Raw genomic sequence first — 18205 nt, forward strand, 5'->3', positions numbered from 1 at the left:
ATAAATAAAGTATGATAATTTACAACACCACTGTTTTATTGCTTGCTTTGGGGAGAGGGCACAAGGGTGAGTTGTGTCTGCTTATTTTTCCCGCCTGCCGACGGGTAGAATTTAGCACCTTGTCTGGTGACAGGTTGCTAAGGCTTCACAGGGTCCATTCCCTCTGCCTTTCTCCATAAGCGGCGGCTAAGGTCGGGATAAATTCTAAAAAGTGCAAATTTTTTGGAAAGATATTCAGCTTACCAGCAGTTTATAACCTTTGCCGTGGACATTGACGATTTCTACTTTCGGATCGTCGCGCAGGTATTTGCGCAGTTTGCTCAAAAAGACGTCCATGCTGCGGCCGTTGAAATAATTGTCATCGTTCCAGATTTTGAGCAGCGCCTCTTCACGGGTAAGCACATCATTTTTCTTGATACAGAGCAAGCGCAGCAATTCAGCCTCCTTGGTGGACAGCTTTTGCTGTTGCCCCTTATGGCTAATCTGTTGGGCAACGTAATCAAAATGATAATCACCTATCTGGAACTTCTCAGGGAAAGCTTCTTCTCCCTGTTTTCCGCGTGAGGCCCGTTTCAGCAACGCGTTGATGCGGAGCAACAATTCTTCCACACGGAACGGCTTGGTGATGTAATCATCACCCCCGAGACCGAATGCTTCGGTCTTATCTTCCATCATGCCTTTCGCTGTGGCGAAAATAATAGGTATATCCGCGTTGACTTTACGGATTTCCTTGCCTAAGGTAAAACCGTCTTTCCGGGGCATCATAACGTCAAGAATGCAGAGATCGTATTGCTCCTTATTGAATTGCCGTATTGCCTCATCTCCGTCTTTACAAAGCGTGACGTCGAACTTACCTTTCAATTCAAGGTAATCCTTCAAAATATCGCCGAGATTGGGGTCGTCTTCTGCCAGTAGAATTTTCATAATATAATAGTAGTATCCTATCCTTTGAGCGGCAACATAACTTCAAATGTTGTCCCCCTGTCTTTTTCACTTCTGACCTGTATTCTACCGCCGAACCGTTTGACGATATCATTTACATAACTCAGCCCTAAGCCGAACCCCTTAACGTCATGCCGATTACCGGTGGGGATGCGATAGAACTGGTCAAAGATTTTGGATAGCTGATCCCGACTCATCCCGATGCCCTTATCCGCGACGCTGACAACAATGTGTTTATGCGTATTCCGGGTCTTGATGGTGATATCCGGATTTTCGGGACTGTACTTAATCGCATTATCCACCAAGTTGAACAGCACATTTGATAAGTGCAATTCATCACCTACTACGCGGTCGTCAGCGGCATCAAGCTGCATGGTCACCCGTGCATTGTTTTTCTGTAACTGAAGTTCCATACTGTCTACCACCGCTTGAGCCAAGTCATTGATATTGACGTCTTGGTGATCCAATTTGAGATTGCCCTTTTCGAGCCGAGCTATATTCAACACACGCTCGATATGGTTACCGAGGCGCACGTTTTCATCGTAAATGATGTTGGCCAGGCGTGCCGCGCGGGATTGGTCTGATGCTATCTCCGGATCTTTCAGTGATTCGCTGGCAATCATAATCGTGGCGACAGGCGTTTTAAACTCGTGCGTCATGTTGTTGATGAAATCTGTTTTCATCTCTGAGATCTTCTTCTGGCGGAGTATGGTGAAGATGGTGTAAGCAAAACAACCAATCAGCACCAGCAACAGCGCTACGGAGGAAAACATCATCACCGCCATATTGCCCATTATGATATTGTTTTTATTAGGGAAATATACGGATAGCCTGCCAGCGGCCCCACGGTCGTCTGCACGGAAGAGCTCTGTGGTGTAAACGTTTGCCGGCGAAGGCTCCTCACTCGCGAAATTGGCCATGGAATACAGCATGCTATTACCATCGCGGATTTCGAGATTGAATGGCGACCGGATACCGCGGGCCACCAGTTCTTTTTCCAACTCCTTTTTGATATAGGTAGCGTTGACGCGCTGGTTCAGCGGAAGTTTATATAACTCGATTTCCGCTGCGAAATCTTCTATGATTCGGGGATTTTTACCGCTGATAATGGCAATGGTATCCAACAGGGTGCTCGCTTGCAGCAGTTTAAGCTGCTTTTCCTTACGAGCAATATCATCGTTGAGTTTCAAATCTTTGCGTGGCGGCAGTGCCTTGATCGCGTAGTTGAGATCCGTAGAGCCGTAGGTTGCCGGGCCAAGGGGGATGAAATAGCGCACACTATCGTCTTTAGCTTTGCGCAGAGGCACCTGCCGGATCGCATAAAGCCCTACCGAGTTGTCGCTTCGGTGGTATCCACCGTCGACCACTTCGTTAGACTGAAAGTTAACCCGGACCAGGTGGCGATAGCGGGCATCGTTGATATAGGTTTCGTAAAATGCATTATTTTCAATGGGCAGCACAAACGGGTATTGCGCATGCAATGCCTCTTCCTGCCGTTTAAAAGCCACATAGAATTCAGACTGTCTTTCTCGCAATTGTTCGATTTCTGTTTTTAGCCGGAGCTGCTCCTCCAGCCTGCGCTGCTCACGTTCCAGCTTTTCCTTGTTTTGACGCTGTGTGCGGGCCAGTTGCTCCACTTCCTTCTTCTCGGCCTTGGCGGCTACCATGTGAAGTGCTGCTTTTACGGATTCATCAAACAGCTGCGCTTTCAGCACATAAGACTGTCTGATAAAAAAGTACTGCATGGCCATCACACCCAACAGGGCAACCGTCATTAACCCGATAATCAGTCCAATGCTTCGATGCTTCATCTCTCACAAAAATACACAAGCTACGCAGCAAAATGTAGGGTTTTAACATATTTTAACAGAGATAAAACCGTGCATTGCAAGGTTTTTACTATTTTTGTTTGACACTGATTTATTGAACAATGAAAGGGCTTTTCATCGTGTTCAGTGCCTTAGGCCTGAACGCAACAGTTGACGGTCCGGCGGATAAACGCCCGCAAGAGACCCGCGTTTCGGCAACGGCAAGCCGACTTGCAGACAGCACAGCAGTTGCCCCCAAGCAGCATGGCTTACAAGCGTTTCCTACCGCTCCCATGCCCAATGCGTACCGGGGCGACGGGTGTGTTGAAATGCCGAATGCATACCGAGGCGATAATTGCGTACCCATGCCAAACCTTTACCGGAGCCCTTTGGTTAAGATACCGCAATCGGACAGTACGTCACGAAAACCACTGGAGTTTCTGCCACAGCAGAAGAAAGCCGAGCCGTTCCGAATTAAAATTAAACCGGATACGATGAACAATAACCGTTAGGACCCTGTCTTTCTGACGTGGAGTTTTCTGCCCTTTTTGATAAACTCGTATCCGTTTTTGTCGCGGAAATATTCGTCTACAGCATTCCGGCAACCTGACCAGTCATAGTAATCGTCAAAAACTATCCTGCCATTATGAGCCAGATTCGGTTCAATTTGAACAAGGCAGCTCATCACAGACGTATACCAATCACAGTCAATATGTGCAAAGGCAACCGGTTCGGTTATATATAAAGTATCTTCGAAATACCCTTTGATTAATTTAATCCGGTTCGGTTCAGCAGGCACGCCGTGTCCGGCCAGGTTGGCCGACACCACCTGCTGGAGGTTTTCCGTATAGCCATAATATGTATTGTTGCCGAGGCCTTTCGATCGGCCGCTTTTGATTTCGTCATAGCGGGCGTGTACATCGGCATCATCTTTATCTGATGGAGGCGGAATCATGCCGAACGCGTCGTATACCCGAAATTCACGATCAGGACGTTTGGCGCGACCGATGACGATGGCCGAGCCGCCCAGCGCGCATCCCGCCTCGATAAAAAGCCCATCAACCCGGTCGCGCTCTACCGCTTTAACCGTTTCATAGAGGTTGAGCAAATCAGCCGTTCCGAGATACGTCAAATGCTCCTTTTTTACGCGCAACACTGCCGCTCGCTCTTTATCAGTAATGGTGTACCACCAGCGCCGGGCGGTGGTGAGTAGCCGGTCGGCAACAGCACGTATAGCCATATTTATTCCATTTCAGTAACCTTGATGGTATTGGTTTTTCCCTTTTTGTGCAAAGGGGTAGATGCCGTATTAATGACTATCTGCCCCGATTGAACCAATTTTTTGGCTTTCAGCAGGGAATTGACATCATGTATACTGCCGTCGGTGCTCTCGAACTTGTCATAGAAAAACGTTTTTACGCCCCAAAGTAAACTGAGCGTATTGAGCAGCACCTGATTTCCTGTAAAAATGTAAATATTGGCGTCCGGACGATAGCTTGATATCTCAAAAGCGGTGTAACCGGAGTACGTCATCGCCACAATCGCCGACGCATTGGTTTTTTCGGCGAGATACACCGAAGACCCACATATCGCATCAGGAATCATTGATTCGTTGCCATGCACGGTCTTTTTCAGGCTGTAATAAGGATAAGACGTCCGTTCTACGTGGACAATAATCTTACTCATGGTTTCAATAACGATTTCCGGGAATTCGCCGACCGATGTTTCGCCGCTGAGCATTACCGCATCCGCACCATCCAGCACGGAGTTGGCTACGTCATTTACCTCTGCCCGTGTAGGACGGGGTGTCGTAATCATGCTCTCCAACATCTGTGTGGCGATGATGACCGGTTTAGCCGCGCTGCGGCATTTGCTGACAATCATCTTTTGAAGCACGGGCACATCCTCCATGGGCATTTCTACCCCGAGGTCTCCCCGGGCCACCATGATGCCATCCGTAGCGGCAATGATAGCATCTATGTTTTCAATGGCTTCAGGTTTTTCAATCTTAGCGATTACGCGGGCCGATTTGCCTTTGGCCCGGATAGCTTCTTTGAGCTTTACGATATCATCAGCCGTCCGCACGAACGACATCCCTATCCATTCTACATCATGCTCAAGCACAAAATGAAGGTTGTTCAGATCTTCCTCCGTGAGGCTGGGGATGGACACCTTTGTGTTGGGGAGGTTTACTCCCTTACGGGAAGTGAGGACCCCTCCATGTACCACTTGGCACCAAACGGTATCCTGCTGGTTTGAACGCAGTACCCGTAACTGTATTTTTCCGTCGTCCAATAAGATGATTTCACCCTCACGAACGTCCTTCGGAAAATTCTCATAGGTAATGTAGACACGGCTTTCGTCACCGATAAGCTCTTTGGTGGTAATCTCTACCTGCGCGCCGTTCAACAAAACTGCCCCTCCCTCTTTCATTTTACCGATACGGATCTTGGGCCCCTGCAAATCGGCCAAGATACCGATGTTGGTATGGTACTCTGCATTGATTTCACGGATGGTATGGATCACTTTCAAGTGGTCTTCCTGACTACCATGAGAAAAGTTGAGGCGGCATACGTCTACCCCTTTGGCAATCATGCTGGTTAACACCTCTTTGTTGGCCGAGGCAGGGCCTAATGTCGCTACTATTTTAGTTCGCTTCTGAACCTTTTCCATTATATCGTGTTGTTTGTTTTACTTCTATTTACCTTATGGTACTGACAATGATTGTTCCAACAAAACCAATATAGTGTGATTGATACACTTTGCTGAAACATGGCGCTAAAATATTAGATTTTCTTTGGATTTCAATTTTTGCGGGGAGATTTCCGTTGCGACCACCACTTCCGCAATGCTCGCGATGCCGTCCTGGAGAAAAGCAAGGTCTTCATCGTCTATAAAATTTTTTATCAGCAAGAAGTAATCCGAGTGGCGCATTTCCGGGACGAGAATCCCTCCGTCCGTTCCTTTATTTGCCAGAAGATAATATTCGGTATCGGTAGCGGTGGAGAAATCTGCATACCTGCTGAAATACGCCCAGCCCAAAGGAGGCAACCAGACTTCGTGATCGTCAATCTTAGTGAAGTTCCGCCGCGTGGCCTTATTGATGAAATGGCACAGCCGATAATCCCTAAGTGAAGACGTTATGGCAACAAGGGTGAAATCAAGGTCTAATTCGTATTTTAGTGTAACTTTATTCAAAGTATTTCCTATATTCAGCGCAATATTACAAAAACAAAAAGAATAGCATTACAATTATACGAAAGATAATAAAAAGGTAACGGAATTGGAGTTGGAAGGTGGCCATCAGCGAAGTACCCGTGAGCGGACTTCCGAGGATTGCGCTAAATCACTGACATAAAAACTATAAGTATTTTTCAATTGCTAAGTGGGCGGAAGGCCTCAAAAATCAAAAACGTTTTACTATTTGCCGAAATTTATTTTTCTTTGCACAGATTTATTAAACAATTAAACTATAGAATCATGTCTGATATCGCATCAAGAGTTAAAGCAATTATCGTTGAAAAGCTGGGTGTAGACGAAAACGAAGTAACCCCCGAGGCTTCTTTCACCAATGATTTGGGTGCCGACTCGCTCGACACGGTGGAATTGATCATGGAGTTTGAAAAAGAATTCAACGTAGCTATTCCCGATGACCAGGCTGAAACCATCAGCACGGTAGGACAAGCAATCGCTTATTTAGAAAAAAACGTTAACTAACTAAGTTCATTAGGCTAATCATAATAAATGGAGCTTAAAAGAGTAGTAGTAACAGGGTTAGGTGCGCTTACTCCTATAGGAAATACTGTCCCGGAATTCTGGGACAACCTAATCAAAGGGGTAAGCGGCGCTGCTCCTATCACGAAGTTTGACGCTTCGAAATTCAAGACCCGCTTTGCCTGTGAGGTTAAGGGGTTCAATGCCGAAGATTTCATGGAGCGCAAAGAGGCCCGTAAGGTAGATCCATTTGTACATTATGCAATAGCCGTTACAGATGAAGCGATTGCCGATGCGTCGCTTGCATTTGATAAACTGAATACCAACCGCATCGGTGTGATTTGGGGGTCTGGTATCGGTGGCTTGAAGACTTTTTTGGATGAGGTGAGCAATTTTGCCAAGGGTGACGGAACACCCCGGTTTAACCCCTTTTTCATCCCAAAAATGATTCTGGATATCGCCCCGGGGCATATCTCTATGCGGCATGGCCTACGCGGGCCGAACTTTTCTACGGTTTCTGCCTGCGCTTCGTCTACCCATGCGCTGATTGACTCGTTGAACTATATCCGCACCGGATTTGCCGATGTGATTATTACCGGCGGTTCCGAAGCCATCATCAACGAAGCCGGCATCGGCGGCTTCAATGCGATGCATGCACTATCTACCCGAAATGATGACCCACAGACGGCATCGCGGCCTTTTGATAAAGATCGGGATGGATTTGTGGCGGGAGAAGGCGGAGGTGCCATCGTACTGGAAAGCCTTGAGCATGCACAAGCGCGCGGGGCTAAGATTTATGCCGAATTAGTAGGCGGCGGAATGAGCGCCGATGCATACCACATTACCGCATCTCATCCTGAAGGCCTCGGCGCCCGATTGGCGATGACCAACGCCCTGACGGACGCACGGCTGAAAAACGAAGACATTGATTATATCAATGTGCACGGAACATCTACCCCCGTGGGGGATCCAAGTGAAATCACGGCCATCCTAGAGTTGTTTGGGCAGCATGCCTATGCGCTTAACATCAGCTCTACGAAATCCATGACGGGGCACCTGCTCGGTGCCGCTGGTGCGGTGGAGTCCATCGCTTCCATACTGGCGGTGCAAAACGACATCGTACCCCCGACGATCAATCACTTCACGGATGATCCAAACCTCGATCCGAAACTAAACTTCACATTCAATAAAGCGCAAAAACGGGGCGTGTATGCTGCTATGAGCAACACCTTCGGTTTTGGTGGACACAATGCCACGGTTATTTTTAAAAAATTTGAAGCGTAGGTTGGAAGGCATTGGCTGCAAAGGGGAACCTCCCCTTTGCATGCTTAGTTTTACGTAACAATCAGATGCCTATTTCAAGGATTTACAAGCTGTACTTTTCATCCAACCGCCGCTATGTAAGGGCGTTGAGAAATCTACTGGGCTTCGTTCCGGGGAATATACACCTCTACCAACTGGCCTTCCGCCATAAATCAGTAGCCGTACCTGTGAAAGATGGCATCAAGAACAGCAATGAACGGCTGGAATTTCTGGGCGACGCTGTACTGGGATCGGTGGTGGCCGAACTACTCTTTAAGAAATATCCCTACAAGGGCGAAGGATTTCTCACGGAAATGCGCTCAAAAATTGTGAGCCGTGCCCACCTCAACCAGCTTTCCCGAAAGCTTGGGCTCAATGAACTCATCCAGTATGATACCCGCATGATCAATTATCCCAGTAAGCAGGGATCGCTGCTGGGGGACGCTTTTGAAGCACTCATTGGGGCCATTTACCTTGACAAGGGATATGTTTTTACCCGTAATTTCCTGATAGGCCGTATTATCAAGCCCCATGTAGACATCCAATTACTGGAACAGACTGAAACCAATTTCAAAAGCCGCCTCATTGAGTGGTGCCAGCAAGCCGGCAAGGAGATAAGCTTCGTGCAGACCGAAAATGCAGAAGGCGACAGTATGAAAATTTTCACCATTGATGCTGTAATTGACGGCGAGGTGTATGGTACGGGCCGCGACTATAATAAAAAGAGCGCGGAAAAAATCGCTGCCGAAAAGGCTTGCGAGGCGTTAAATGTGCTTTAAAGCGCGCACCATAATGCACTTCTAAGTTCCGATGCTTACCTTTGCGGCATGGCAACGATTAAACCATCATTGGCAAAAGGCACGCGCGATTTCTCACCGGCGGAAATGGAAAAGCGCAATTATATCTTTGACACGATAAAACAGGTCTTTGCAAAGTACGGATACCAAGAGATACAAACCCCTGCATTTGAAAATCTGCAGACCCTTACCGGTAAATATGGGGACGAAGGAGATAAGCTGATCTTCAAAATACTTAACTCCGGCGAATACCTTGCAAAGGTGCCGGGGAATATGCTGGAAGAGCGGGCTTCTGTACAGCTAATTCCTCACATTTCCGAAAAGGCCCTGCGGTATGACCTGACCGTACCGTTTGCCCGGTATGTAGTGATGCGCCAACATGAAATAACGCTGCCCTTTAAGCGTTTCCAAATACAGCCGGTATGGCGGGCCGATCGGCCCCAGCGGGGGCGTTATCGCGAATTTTACCAGTGTGATGTGGACGTAGTGGGCTCGGATAGCTTACTCCATGAGGCGGAATTTATCCTTATCTACCACGAGGCATTGACAAACCTCGGACTGACGGACTTTACCATTAAGCTTAACAACCGGAAAATCCTGACGGGAATCGCCGAAGTGCTCGGCAAACCGGAACTTATCGTGGCGATGACCGTTGCTATCGACAAGCTCGATAAAATCGGCCTCGACGGTGTCATTACCGAACTGCTCGACCGCGGGTTTTCGGTGGATGACTTAAAAAAACTGCAACCTATCATTCAACTACAAGGCGACAACATTGACAAAATCCGGCAGCTGAAACGGGTACTTGAACCATCTGCTACCGGATTGCTGGGTATCGAAGAGCTGGAAACCGTTATGGGGTATGTGGAAAGACTGACGGGTGATGTTGCGTTGCTGAACCGTTTTGTAGACGTGGATATTACCCTGGCCCGTGGACTCAACTATTATACGGGCTGCATCTTTGAGGTGAAGACCAATGAGGTAACTATGGGCAGCATTGGTGGAGGTGGCCGCTACGATGACTTGACGGGGATGTTTGGGCTCAAAGGGCTTACAGGTGTAGGTGTCTCGTTCGGAGCGGACCGCATCTATGACGTGTTGGAAGAATTATCGCTTTTCCCTGCCGGCACAAGGCAGTCTACGCAGGTGTTGATCAGCAATTTTGACAAATTAGCAGAACTGTATGCACTACCCTTGCTGTATAAACTACGCAATGCAGGGGTGGCGGCCGAGTTATACCCCACTGCGGCCAAACTGAAGAAACAGCTGTCATATGCCGACGCCAAGCGGATTCCTTACGTCCTGCTCATCGGTGAAGACGAAATCCAGAGCGGACTACTATCGCTTAAAGACATGCGGAGCGGCGAACAGCGACGGCTGACTGAAGCGAATCTCATTGCGCACTTAACCGAATCTTGATATGAACCTTCTTGGCAACCTCATTTGGATTATTTTCGGCGGATTTCTTATTTGCCTGCAATACCTTATTGGCGGACTGGTACTCTGCCTGACCATTGTGGGCATACCGTTCGGGATACAACTTTTCAAGTTGGCTGTGGCTTCTTTGGTCCCATTCGGTACGGTAGTGACCAACCGCCCGTCAAGCACGGGGTGCCTGTATACGCTGATGAATATCCTTTGGATTGTATTCGGAGGAATATGGGTGGCACTTACACACCTTGTCTTCGGACTGCTGCTTTGCATTACGATTATCGGCATTCCCTTTGGCCGGCAGCATTTCAAGCTGATGGCACTGGCTTTTACGCCCTTTGGCAAGTCGGTAAGCTAAGGCCTATCCAAAGATTGCCTGAAACACTTCCTCAACGCGTGCTACGGGAACGACACGGATGCGATGTTTGCTGTTGTCCAATCCTTTAGTGTTATATCTGGAAATGTAGATGGTTTCAAAACCAAGCTTCTCTGCTTCCGCGATACGCTGCTCAACACGATTGACGGCCCGAATTTCGCCAGACAGGCCTACTTCACCTGCGAACGCTGCAGTTGGCGCTACACCAATATCCTGCTGAGAAGAGATAATGGCGATAATAACCGCCAAATCGATGGCGGGGTCTTCTACCCGCAAACCACCCGCGATATTAAGAAACACGTCCTGCGCGCTCAACCGGAATCCGAAACGTTTTTCGAGCACGGCAAGCAGCATGTTCATGCGCCGCGTATCAAAGCCGGTGGATGAGCGCTGGGGTGTACCATAAGCTGAATTACCCACCAGCGCCTGTACTTCGATAAGCATGGGGCGCATGCCTTCCAGCATGGCCGCGATGGCGACGCCGCTCATCTGTTCTTCGCGCTGCGACAGCAGAATCTCCGAAGGATTGCTTACCTCACGCAACCCGGTTCCCTGCATTTCATAAATTCCAAGCTCTGAAGCGGAGCCAAACCTGTTTTTTACGGCGCGCAGGATGCGGTATACGTGATGCCTATCGCCCTCGAACTGAAGCACCGTATCCACCATATGCTCCAGCACCTTAGGCCCCGCTATGGCTCCGTCTTTGGTAATATGCCCCACAATGAATACCGGCACTGCTGTTTCTTTAGCGAAACGCAGCAACTGGGCCGTGCACTCACGTACCTGGGAAACGCTGCCCGGTGCGGCATCTAACTGCGCGGAATATAGGGTTTGGATGGAATCAATGACCAATAACCCCGGGCCGACGGCCGCTACCTGTGTAAAGATGTTGGACATGGATGTTTCGGTAAGGATAAAGCAATCAGCACTGGCCGGCCCGGTAAGCCGCTCGGCCCGCATCTTGAGCTGTTGCTCGCTCTCTTCACCGGAAATGTAAAGTGTTTTCACGCCCGGCATGTTAAGCGCGAGCTGCAACATCAATGTAGATTTGCCGATGCCCGGCTCACCGCCGATGAGTACCAGCGAGCCGGGGACAATACCTCCTCCCAATACCCGGTTAAGTTCTCCGTCGGGCGTTGTCATCCGGCTTTCTGCCGCATGTTCGATGTCTTGTATGGCGGCAGCCTTATTGGTGCGCTTCGAGACATCCGCCGATGTCTGCCAATCCGGTGCGCGGGCGGCGGCGCGTTCTACCACCTCTTCTACAAAGGTGTTCCAAGCATTGCATGACGGGCATTTACCGAGCCATTTGGGTGATTCGTATCCGCAACTTTGGCAGAAATAGGTTATCTTTGTTTTGGCCATGGTTCAGTTCTTCTGTGCGGCCATCACCCGCAGCATATTTTCGCCTAATATTTTCCGGATCTGTGGTTCGGTATATCCCCGCGTGAGCAAGCCTTCTGTAATTTTAGGGAAGTCGCTGCAATCGTCCAGCCCTTTGGGCGTAGCATTAATTCCATCAAAATCACTGCCGATACCCACATGGTCTATACCGGCCTGTTTAACCATATAATCAATGTGGTCTAGCAAGAGCGACAACGGCGGCCTCAGTTGCTCTTTTGCCACTGCAGGGAGGCGATCATACTTAGCATCGCTGGAGCGTTTGACACTGTCATTTGCAGTAACGTACTTGGCATAAAACCTATTGATTTTGGTGTAATGCATGGGGTCCAGAAAACCCGAATAGAAGTTAAGACAGATGACCCCTCCGTTTTTGGCCACTGCTTTTATCTGATCGTCATGCAAGTTGCGCGGGTGCGCCATCAACGCGTAGGCATTGCTATGCGACACGATAACCGGCTTGGTAGTAATTTCCATCACATCGAAGAATGTTTGCCTGCCAACGTGGGACAGATCAATCATCATACCCAGCTCGTTCATCCGACGCACCACCTGCCTCCCGAAGTCGGTGAGCCCTTTATGTTTCAATGTATTGGGCTTCCGTGTTTCATCCGTAGCGGAAGTCGCCCATTCCACACTGTTGTTCCATGTGAGGGTAAGGTAACGAGCACCTCGCTTAAATAAACTATCAAGATAATCAATCCGTGCCTCAATCATATGGCCGCCCTCTATACCGATGATAGCAGCGATCTTACCCTGTTCCGCAATCTGCCGGGCACTGACAGCGTCTGTAGCCAACATGATATCATCCGGATAGCGGCTAATCACTTTCATCAGTCCGTCTATCTGCTTGTTGGCATGTGCAAAAGCAGTACCCTTGCCATACTTTTCGTTACACCAGACCGCAAAGACCTGCACGTCTATTCCTCCCGCCTTGATACGAGGTAAATCTGTGTGCCCTGAGTTAATGCGCTGGCCGATATCTTTACCACGCATGACCGATTGGTACAGCACGTCATTATGGCTATCCACCACAATGGCTTGCTCATGGATGCGCCGGGCATCCTGTCCGTACACCGGAGACATCCACAGCAGGGCAATACAACAGCTGGCCGGAAATGTCAGGTAACGCATCATTTCGATTGACTTGCTTCACGGATTGCCTCATATATTGTATCCTGTATCCGGCTGCGTACATTCAGTTCATGCAGCTTGGTGCTAACCTCTGGATGTACCCGATTAGAAAGGAAGATATAGGTAAGCTGCTCTTTGGGATCTATCCAAATGCAAGTGCCCGTATAACCGGTATGACCGAAAGTTGCTTCAGACGCCAGCTTCGAAGGATATTCTTTGTTGGTATCCGGATCACGGCGATCGAAACCTAAGCCACGCCGGCTGGTAGCTGATTGTTTGGAGGTAAACATATCGACGGTTTCCGGCTTGAAGTAGCGCTCGCCCCCATACGTGCCCCGGTTGAGCAGCAGTTGCCCATAGATGGCCAGGTCATTGGCCGTAGCAAACAACCCCGCATGGCCCGCAATACCGCCAGCCATGGCCGCGCCCTGATCATGTACATACCCTTGTAGCAAAGTTTTCCGGAAAATTTTGTCGTCTTCCGTAGGTACAATACGCAGCTTCGGGAAACGCTGCCGCGGAAGGTAACCCGCCGTTTGCATGCCCAATGGAAGGTAAAATTCCCGCTGGATATAATCTTGAATGGGGATACCCGTCTGGTGTTCTGCGACCTCTTTCATTACGTACATACTGATATCACTGTATACATACGAACCGGGAGCATTGAGCTTGGAGTTTAACATTATAGGCCACATGACGTCCTGATAATATCCGGTGCGGATATAACAGTTGTCAGCTACCTTCACCGCATGTGTTGCAGAAGAATCCCGACTCAGATCGCCCGGGTTCAGATCGCGGTAAAACGGTATATATGGAATAAAACCAGCCTCATGAAGCATCACATCCCTTAACTTAGTACGGTTTTTATTGGTCTCTCGGGCCTGTAAGAGGTAATATCCCATCGTACTGTCAAGGTTAATGACACCGCGTTCGGCTAATCTCATGACAGTAGGCGTGGTAGCCGCTATCTTGGTAATTGACGCCAAGTCAAAAATATCCGACACCGTGGTGGGTGTATGCCGTTCATAAGTATGGTGGCCATAGGCTTTCTCGAAAATCACTTTGCCACTCTTGGCCACCATCACCACCATGCCCGGGGCAGCCCGCTCACGGATAGCCTCCTGGGCAATGGCATCTATCCGGTTTTCCAGACGCTTGGCATCAATGCCGAAAACCGAGGCGTCTGCATATGCCAGTCGCGTTTGTTCAGTAGTGAAGCCCGCACCTGTGGCGTACCGTGCAGAGAACGATTGGGGTAACCGCGCCGTACAGGCTACCCCTCCGAACACAGCCATCGCAGCATTCCTTGCCGCATTTACGGTGGTTTGGGAACTCCATAATATTGGAAAATGAACAAAATCCAGCTTTCCAAGCGCCGCTCCGGGGCCAAAAACGACCAATACCACCTGTTTGCCTATCGCTTTAGCGCTGATAAACTGCACCAAGCGCTGGCTATTCAGATCTGTACCATCCACACCGATAATCAACGTGTTAAAAAATTTCAAGTCTTCATCCAGACCTAAAAATGTCTCATTCCCTGCAGGAATGGCCAATGCCTTAACCGGCGCATACCGCGCCAGTTGATCGGCAAATGCCGCAGCAAGTGATGGATCGAGATCGGTGAGGCACGCTATTTTACGGTTGTCCAAGCTCCTTAGCGGGATCAGACGAGTTTGATTATTCAATAAAACCGTCTGATTGGTCCCCGAAGTCTGCATGCCCGCCGTAAGGCTTCCGCACCAACCGATGAACATTATGCCAATCAGGAAAGAAATCTTTTTCATACCTGACGAATATCGCTAATATTTACGCAAAAAATGGCTGCCTCCAGAAAATTTTATTGATTTTTGCCCTTTATATCCTCGTTATTATGCCTGCTGCCCATAGCGCTTTCGACTCGTTCTATACCGCTCTACAAAATAAGCTACAGGTTAGCTTCCACGAGGAAAGATGCATGGGAGACATCCGTTTACTGTGGACCGATGAATTGCCTATACGCATCTTATACTATCCCTGCGGTGCGGCAAAGCGCCTGCCCAACACAAAAGGAGGCCGAAACATTCACCTGGATGAAGACCAATGGATCAGACGCGCAGGCCTGATACTTAACCGCATTGCCGCCCTTGCCGGCCGGGCACAACGCATCCACGCACGGAAGACCGTAGCGGCCCGTATTGACAAGCCTGCAGCTATGGCCTTTCAACAGGAACATCACCTCCAGGTGGCACTTCCTGGCAAATACCGTTACGGGTTATTTCACGGGGGTGTGCTGGTGTCTGTTGCCATATTCAGCGGTGGCCGGAAAATGGAAGCCAAGCCGGCACCGTACCGTTCGTATGAACTGCTCCGGTTTTGCCATAAACAGGGCATACATGTGGTAGGCGGTTTCAGCAAGCTGATCAAAACCTTTCAGCAAGATTTCCACCCGGGGGATATCATGACGTATGCTGATAAAGATTGGTCCGATGGTTCCAGCTATCGCAAAATGGGCTTCGTTGCCGTCGGCGAGACGGAACCGCAATGCTTCTGGATAAACACCCGGACCATGGAACGCTATTACGAGCATACTTTGCCCCTTGAAATACGTGCCAAAAGCGCTGATGAAAGACATCGATCCGGCTTTGTACCACTATACAATAACGGCAGTATCAAACTGGTGAAGACCTAAGGGGTGAGCTACCCTGTCGAAAATATTTTAATTATATTGGGCAGACTTTGATGGATAAGATGGACTTGGTTTCTCAGCAGCGGCTATTGGTTATTCTCGGCCCTACGGCTTCCGGGAAAACGCAGTTGGCCGTGGAGCTTGCGAAACGCCTGAATGGGGCCGTCATCAGTGCTGATTCACGGCAAGTATATAAAGGCATGGATTTGGGCACAGGGAAAGACCTCGGAGCATATGACAACATTCCTCATTATCTCATTGATGTTGTAGAGGCTGGAGAAAGTTATCATGTAGCGCGGTACAGGGAAGATTTCCAGCAGGCTTTTGACGCCATCTGGGCCCAGGGTAAGCAGCCGATTCTTTGTGGCGGCACAGGAATGTATATCCAAGCCGTAGTACAGGGTTTTAACTACGCCGCGGTGCCGGTAAACCCGGTGCTACGCGCTGCGCTTGCGCAGGTACCGCTGCAAACACTGCGGGAACAATTAGCCCAGCTGTCCCTCCCTCCAGATTTTAGTGCCGATACCAGTACGCATAAGCGGCTTATACGGGCCATCGAAATTGCAGCATGGTACCGGTCAAATCCGCTTCCCGTCCACTCGGACCACCCCATAAGGGCCACGCTTTTCGGCATTAACCCTCCGGTTGAACTGCGGCGGCAGCGCATTACCGCCCGGCTTCAGCAACGGCTTGATGACGGGTTACTGAAAGAAGTGGAAGCGCTACTGGAAAAAGGCATCCCTGCCGAAAAATTGATATACTATGGGCTGGAATATAAATATGCCACACAGTACGTGTTGGGCGAGCTGAGTTACGAAGTATTCTTTGCCCGCTTAAATACCGAAATACACCGCTTCGCGAAACGGCAGATGACCTATTTCAGAAAGATGGAGAAAGACGGGATACCGATACATTGGCTGAAAACCGGAACCCTTAGCGAGATGGTTGAAGAAATTTTGATAAGCCAACAATGACAAAGCAAATCAGGAGGTAGGTGTACACCCCCCTGATTTGCTTATAACTTTATTTCAACCTCTTTGCCATTGAAGAAATGGAATTCCGTCAGGTAATAAGAAGACACTGGTTTTACCCTTATCCATCGCCCGAATTTGAAAAACCATTTCAACCGTCGGGAAATGATTCCGGATTTGACGTAAGCATAGATATAGGGATGCACACATAGTGTAATGCTCCGCTCATTCTGTTCCTGGAGGATAAAGCTCAGGTTGTTCTCGATATCGTCCATCAGTACGATGCTGGAACGGATTTCACCAGTACCGCCGCAGGCCGGACACTTCTCATTGGTAACAATAGTCATTTCTGGCCGTACGCGCTGCCGGGTGATCTGCACCAGCCCGAATTTACTGGGCGGCAAAATGGTATGACGCGCTCGGTCATTGGCCATGCATTGCTTAAGGTAAGTATGCAGCTCCTTACGGCTCGCAGGTTTATGCATATCGATAAAATCGATGACCACGATGCCCCCCATATCACGTAGCCGCAGTTGGCGTGCAATTTCCTTGGCAGCTTCTTTGTTGACCTGCAAGGCGTTCTCCTCCTGCGTATCTTTATTGGCGGTACGATTGCCGCTGTTTACATCGATAACATGCAACGCCTCTGTATGTTCGATAACCAGGTAGGCTCCGCCATGCAGGTTTACCGTCTTGCCAAACGCAGCCTTGATCTGGCGCTCAATGCCGAAGTGCTCAAAAATAGGCTCTTTGTGCTTATATAATTTAACTATTTTCTCCAGGTCTGGCGAGATCTCCTGCACGTATGACCGGGTCTCATCAAAGATGGCTTGATCATTGACATAGATGTGTGAAAATTCATCGGTGAGGATGTCTCGCAGAATGGTGGAGGTGCGATCCATTTCGCCAAGTACCTTTTGAGTAGGTTCAGCGGAACGCAATCGGCTGGTAAATACCTCCCATTTGGAAATCAGATCCAGCAAATCCTTTTGCAGTTCTGCAACGCCCTTTCCTTCCGAAACCGTGCGGATGATAACGCCGAAGTTGGCCGGCTTAATACTCTCGACTATTTTCTTGAGCCGACTCCGTTCGGCATTACCTTTGATGCGCTTGGATATGGAAACGGCACTCGAAAACGGCACCAATACCACATACCTTCCAGCGATGGATAAATCCGAACTTAACCTGGGGCCTTTAGTAGATATAGGCTCTTTGGCAATCTGTACAGGCAACAACATGTTGCGGGATAATACTTCGGAAATTTTACCCGCTTTGTTGATATCCTTTTCTAACTTTAAACTATCGAGCAGTTTCTCTTTGTAACTGCCATTCTTTACTACCTTGGTGAGCTTGATGAGCGACTGTACCTGGGGGCCTAAGTCCAGATAATGCAAGAATGCGTCCTTAGAATAACCGACATCCACGAACGCGGCATTCAGGCCCGGCATTATCTTCTTTATCCTACCTAAGTAGATATCACCTACAGCATAATTGTTGTTGGCGGGCTCTTTATTGAGCTCTACAAGCTGTTTGTCCTGTAGTAAAGCGATAGTAACTCCCTTTTCGGGAGTTGAATCGATGATTAACTCCTTTACCAACAGCTACTTTTTTTACAAAGCAGGCGATTTGAAACAACCGCTGCTCTGAATGAAACAATAAAATAC

General features: G+C 48.9%; 17 protein-coding genes and 1 riboswitch. Of the genes, 8 read left to right on the forward strand and 9 right to left on the reverse strand.

All coding sequences use genetic code 11. From position 1 onward, the window contains the following. Positions 1 to 78: 78 nt before the first annotated feature. A riboswitch (SAM riboswitch) is annotated at positions 79 to 182 on the reverse strand. A 52-nt stretch (positions 183 to 234) separates the two neighbouring features. Both BM030_RS11690 and BM030_RS11695 read right to left on the reverse strand, forming a co-directional pair. After that, a complete protein-coding gene (locus BM030_RS11690; protein ID WP_090973784.1) occupies positions 235 to 924 on the reverse strand; it encodes a response regulator transcription factor in 690 nt (229 codons plus the stop codon). 17 nt (positions 925 to 941) lie between these two features. After that, positions 942 to 2753 carry an ATP-binding protein gene (locus BM030_RS11695; protein WP_090973785.1) on the reverse strand — a complete coding sequence of 604 codons (1812 nt, stop codon included), beginning with the start codon at positions 2751 to 2753 and terminating at the stop codon, positions 942 to 944. Positions 2754 to 2872: 119 nt separating this feature from the next. On the opposite strand from BM030_RS11695, the gene BM030_RS11700 reads away from it, so the two are divergent. Next, entirely contained in the window at positions 2873 to 3262 is a 390-nt protein-coding gene (locus BM030_RS11700; protein ID WP_090973786.1) for a hypothetical protein, read from the forward strand. On the opposite strand, the gene BM030_RS11705 is transcribed toward BM030_RS11700, so the two are convergent. The 3 genes from BM030_RS11705 to BM030_RS11715 form a co-directional block, all read right to left on the reverse strand. Continuing rightward, positions 3259 to 3990, reverse strand: a complete 732-nt coding sequence (locus BM030_RS11705; protein ID WP_090973787.1) for a TylF/MycF/NovP-related O-methyltransferase — start codon at positions 3988 to 3990, stop codon at positions 3259 to 3261. The two genes, BM030_RS11700 and BM030_RS11705, sit on opposite strands and share 4 nt — an antisense overlap. A 2-nt stretch (positions 3991 to 3992) precedes the next feature. Then, the gene (gene pyk / locus BM030_RS11710; protein ID WP_090973788.1) at positions 3993 to 5423 is read right to left on the reverse strand and encodes a pyruvate kinase; all 1431 of its coding nucleotides are present in this window, start codon (positions 5421 to 5423) and stop codon (positions 3993 to 3995) included. 105 nt (positions 5424 to 5528) lie between these two features. Next, positions 5529 to 5948, reverse strand: coding sequence for an IPExxxVDY family protein (locus BM030_RS11715; protein ID WP_090973789.1), 420 nt, complete (start codon positions 5946 to 5948; stop codon positions 5529 to 5531). Between the two features lie 282 nt (positions 5949 to 6230). Here BM030_RS11715 and BM030_RS11720 point away from each other — a divergent pair, with 282 nt between their 5' ends. From BM030_RS11720 to BM030_RS11740, 5 genes are all read left to right on the forward strand, one after another. Beyond that, positions 6231 to 6467, forward strand: a complete 237-nt coding sequence (locus tag BM030_RS11720) for an acyl carrier protein (protein WP_079717265.1) — start codon at positions 6231 to 6233, stop codon at positions 6465 to 6467. A gap of 27 nt (positions 6468 to 6494) precedes the next feature. Further along, positions 6495 to 7748 (forward strand): beta-ketoacyl-ACP synthase II, encoded by a 1254-nt coding sequence (gene fabF, locus BM030_RS11725; protein ID WP_090973790.1) that lies wholly within the window; start codon positions 6495 to 6497, stop codon positions 7746 to 7748. Between the two features lie 65 nt (positions 7749 to 7813). Beyond that, on the forward strand, positions 7814 to 8545 hold the full coding sequence (gene rnc, locus BM030_RS11730) for a ribonuclease III (protein ID WP_090973791.1): 732 nt from the start codon (positions 7814 to 7816) through the stop codon (positions 8543 to 8545). A gap of 48 nt (positions 8546 to 8593) precedes the next feature. After that, positions 8594 to 9982 carry a histidine--tRNA ligase gene (hisS, locus tag BM030_RS11735; protein ID WP_090973792.1) on the forward strand — a complete coding sequence of 463 codons (1389 nt, stop codon included), beginning with the start codon at positions 8594 to 8596 and terminating at the stop codon, positions 9980 to 9982. A 1-nt stretch (position 9983) separates the two neighbouring features. After that, positions 9984 to 10352, forward strand: coding sequence for a YccF domain-containing protein (locus BM030_RS11740; RefSeq protein ID WP_090973793.1), 369 nt, complete (start codon positions 9984 to 9986; stop codon positions 10350 to 10352). 3 nt (positions 10353 to 10355) lie between these two features. Here BM030_RS11740 and radA read toward each other — a convergent pair whose 3' ends face one another. From radA to BM030_RS11755, 3 genes are read right to left on the reverse strand one after another with little or no spacing between them, the layout of a single operon-like run. Continuing rightward, the gene (gene radA / locus BM030_RS11745) at positions 10356 to 11735 is read right to left on the reverse strand and encodes a DNA repair protein RadA (RefSeq protein WP_090973794.1); all 1380 of its coding nucleotides are present in this window, start codon (positions 11733 to 11735) and stop codon (positions 10356 to 10358) included. A gap of 3 nt (positions 11736 to 11738) precedes the next feature. Continuing rightward, positions 11739 to 12908, reverse strand: coding sequence for a dipeptidase (locus BM030_RS11750; protein ID WP_244518893.1), 1170 nt, complete (start codon positions 12906 to 12908; stop codon positions 11739 to 11741). Then, positions 12905 to 14689 (reverse strand): serine hydrolase domain-containing protein, encoded by a 1785-nt coding sequence (locus BM030_RS11755; protein ID WP_090973795.1) that lies wholly within the window; start codon positions 14687 to 14689, stop codon positions 12905 to 12907. Before BM030_RS11755 ends, BM030_RS11750 begins: the two co-directional genes overlap by 4 nt. An 86-nt stretch (positions 14690 to 14775) precedes the next feature. On the opposite strand from BM030_RS11755, the gene BM030_RS11760 reads away from it, so the two are divergent. After that, complete coding sequence (locus BM030_RS11760; RefSeq protein WP_139215885.1) at positions 14776 to 15573, forward strand: hypothetical protein; 798 nt, start codon at positions 14776 to 14778, stop codon at positions 15571 to 15573. A gap of 50 nt (positions 15574 to 15623) precedes the next feature. Next, a complete protein-coding gene (gene miaA / locus BM030_RS11765) occupies positions 15624 to 16544 on the forward strand; it encodes a tRNA (adenosine(37)-N6)-dimethylallyltransferase MiaA (RefSeq protein ID WP_244518895.1) in 921 nt (306 codons plus the stop codon). A 41-nt stretch (positions 16545 to 16585) separates the two neighbouring features. Here miaA and BM030_RS11770 read toward each other — a convergent pair whose 3' ends face one another. Next, on the reverse strand, positions 16586 to 18139 hold the full coding sequence (locus BM030_RS11770; protein ID WP_090973797.1) for an Rne/Rng family ribonuclease: 1554 nt from the start codon (positions 18137 to 18139) through the stop codon (positions 16586 to 16588). Positions 18140 to 18205: the final 66 nt, after the last annotated feature.

It is taken from the genome of Parapedobacter composti, from assembly GCF_900112315.1.
Classification (GTDB): Bacteria; Bacteroidota; Bacteroidia; order Sphingobacteriales; family Sphingobacteriaceae; genus Parapedobacter; species Parapedobacter composti.

What these genes read in the sequence shown, in the direction of transcription:
- pyk (WP_090973788.1), bottom strand. Translation starts at nt 5,423, where the DNA reads ATGGAAAAGGTTCAGAAGCGAACTAAAATAGTAGCGACATTAGGCCCT.
- BM030_RS11720 (WP_079717265.1), top strand. Translation starts at nt 6,231, where the DNA reads ATGTCTGATATCGCATCAAGAGTTAAAGCAATTATCGTTGAAAAGCTG.
- BM030_RS11760 (WP_139215885.1), top strand. Translation starts at nt 14,776, where the DNA reads ATGCCTGCTGCCCATAGCGCTTTCGACTCGTTCTATACCGCTCTACAA.
- miaA (WP_244518895.1), top strand. Translation starts at nt 15,624, where the DNA reads ATGGATAAGATGGACTTGGTTTCTCAGCAGCGGCTATTGGTTATTCTC.
- rnc (WP_090973791.1), top strand. Translation starts at nt 7,814, where the DNA reads ATGCCTATTTCAAGGATTTACAAGCTGTACTTTTCATCCAACCGCCGC.
- hisS (WP_090973792.1), top strand. Translation starts at nt 8,594, where the DNA reads ATGGCAACGATTAAACCATCATTGGCAAAAGGCACGCGCGATTTCTCA.
- BM030_RS11695 (WP_090973785.1), bottom strand. Translation starts at nt 2,753, where the DNA reads ATGAAGCATCGAAGCATTGGACTGATTATCGGGTTAATGACGGTTGCC.
- BM030_RS11690 (WP_090973784.1), bottom strand. Translation starts at nt 924, where the DNA reads ATGAAAATTCTACTGGCAGAAGACGACCCCAATCTCGGCGATATTTTG.
- radA (WP_090973794.1), bottom strand. Translation starts at nt 11,735, where the DNA reads ATGGCCAAAACAAAGATAACCTATTTCTGCCAAAGTTGCGGATACGAA.
- BM030_RS11740 (WP_090973793.1), top strand. Translation starts at nt 9,984, where the DNA reads ATGAACCTTCTTGGCAACCTCATTTGGATTATTTTCGGCGGATTTCTT.
- BM030_RS11705 (WP_090973787.1), bottom strand. Translation starts at nt 3,990, where the DNA reads ATGGCTATACGTGCTGTTGCCGACCGGCTACTCACCACCGCCCGGCGC.
- BM030_RS11700 (WP_090973786.1), top strand. Translation starts at nt 2,873, where the DNA reads ATGAAAGGGCTTTTCATCGTGTTCAGTGCCTTAGGCCTGAACGCAACA.
- BM030_RS11755 (WP_090973795.1), bottom strand. Translation starts at nt 14,689, where the DNA reads ATGAAAAAGATTTCTTTCCTGATTGGCATAATGTTCATCGGTTGGTGC.
- fabF (WP_090973790.1), top strand. Translation starts at nt 6,495, where the DNA reads ATGGAGCTTAAAAGAGTAGTAGTAACAGGGTTAGGTGCGCTTACTCCT.
- BM030_RS11750 (WP_244518893.1), bottom strand. Translation starts at nt 12,908, where the DNA reads ATGATGCGTTACCTGACATTTCCGGCCAGCTGTTGTATTGCCCTGCTG.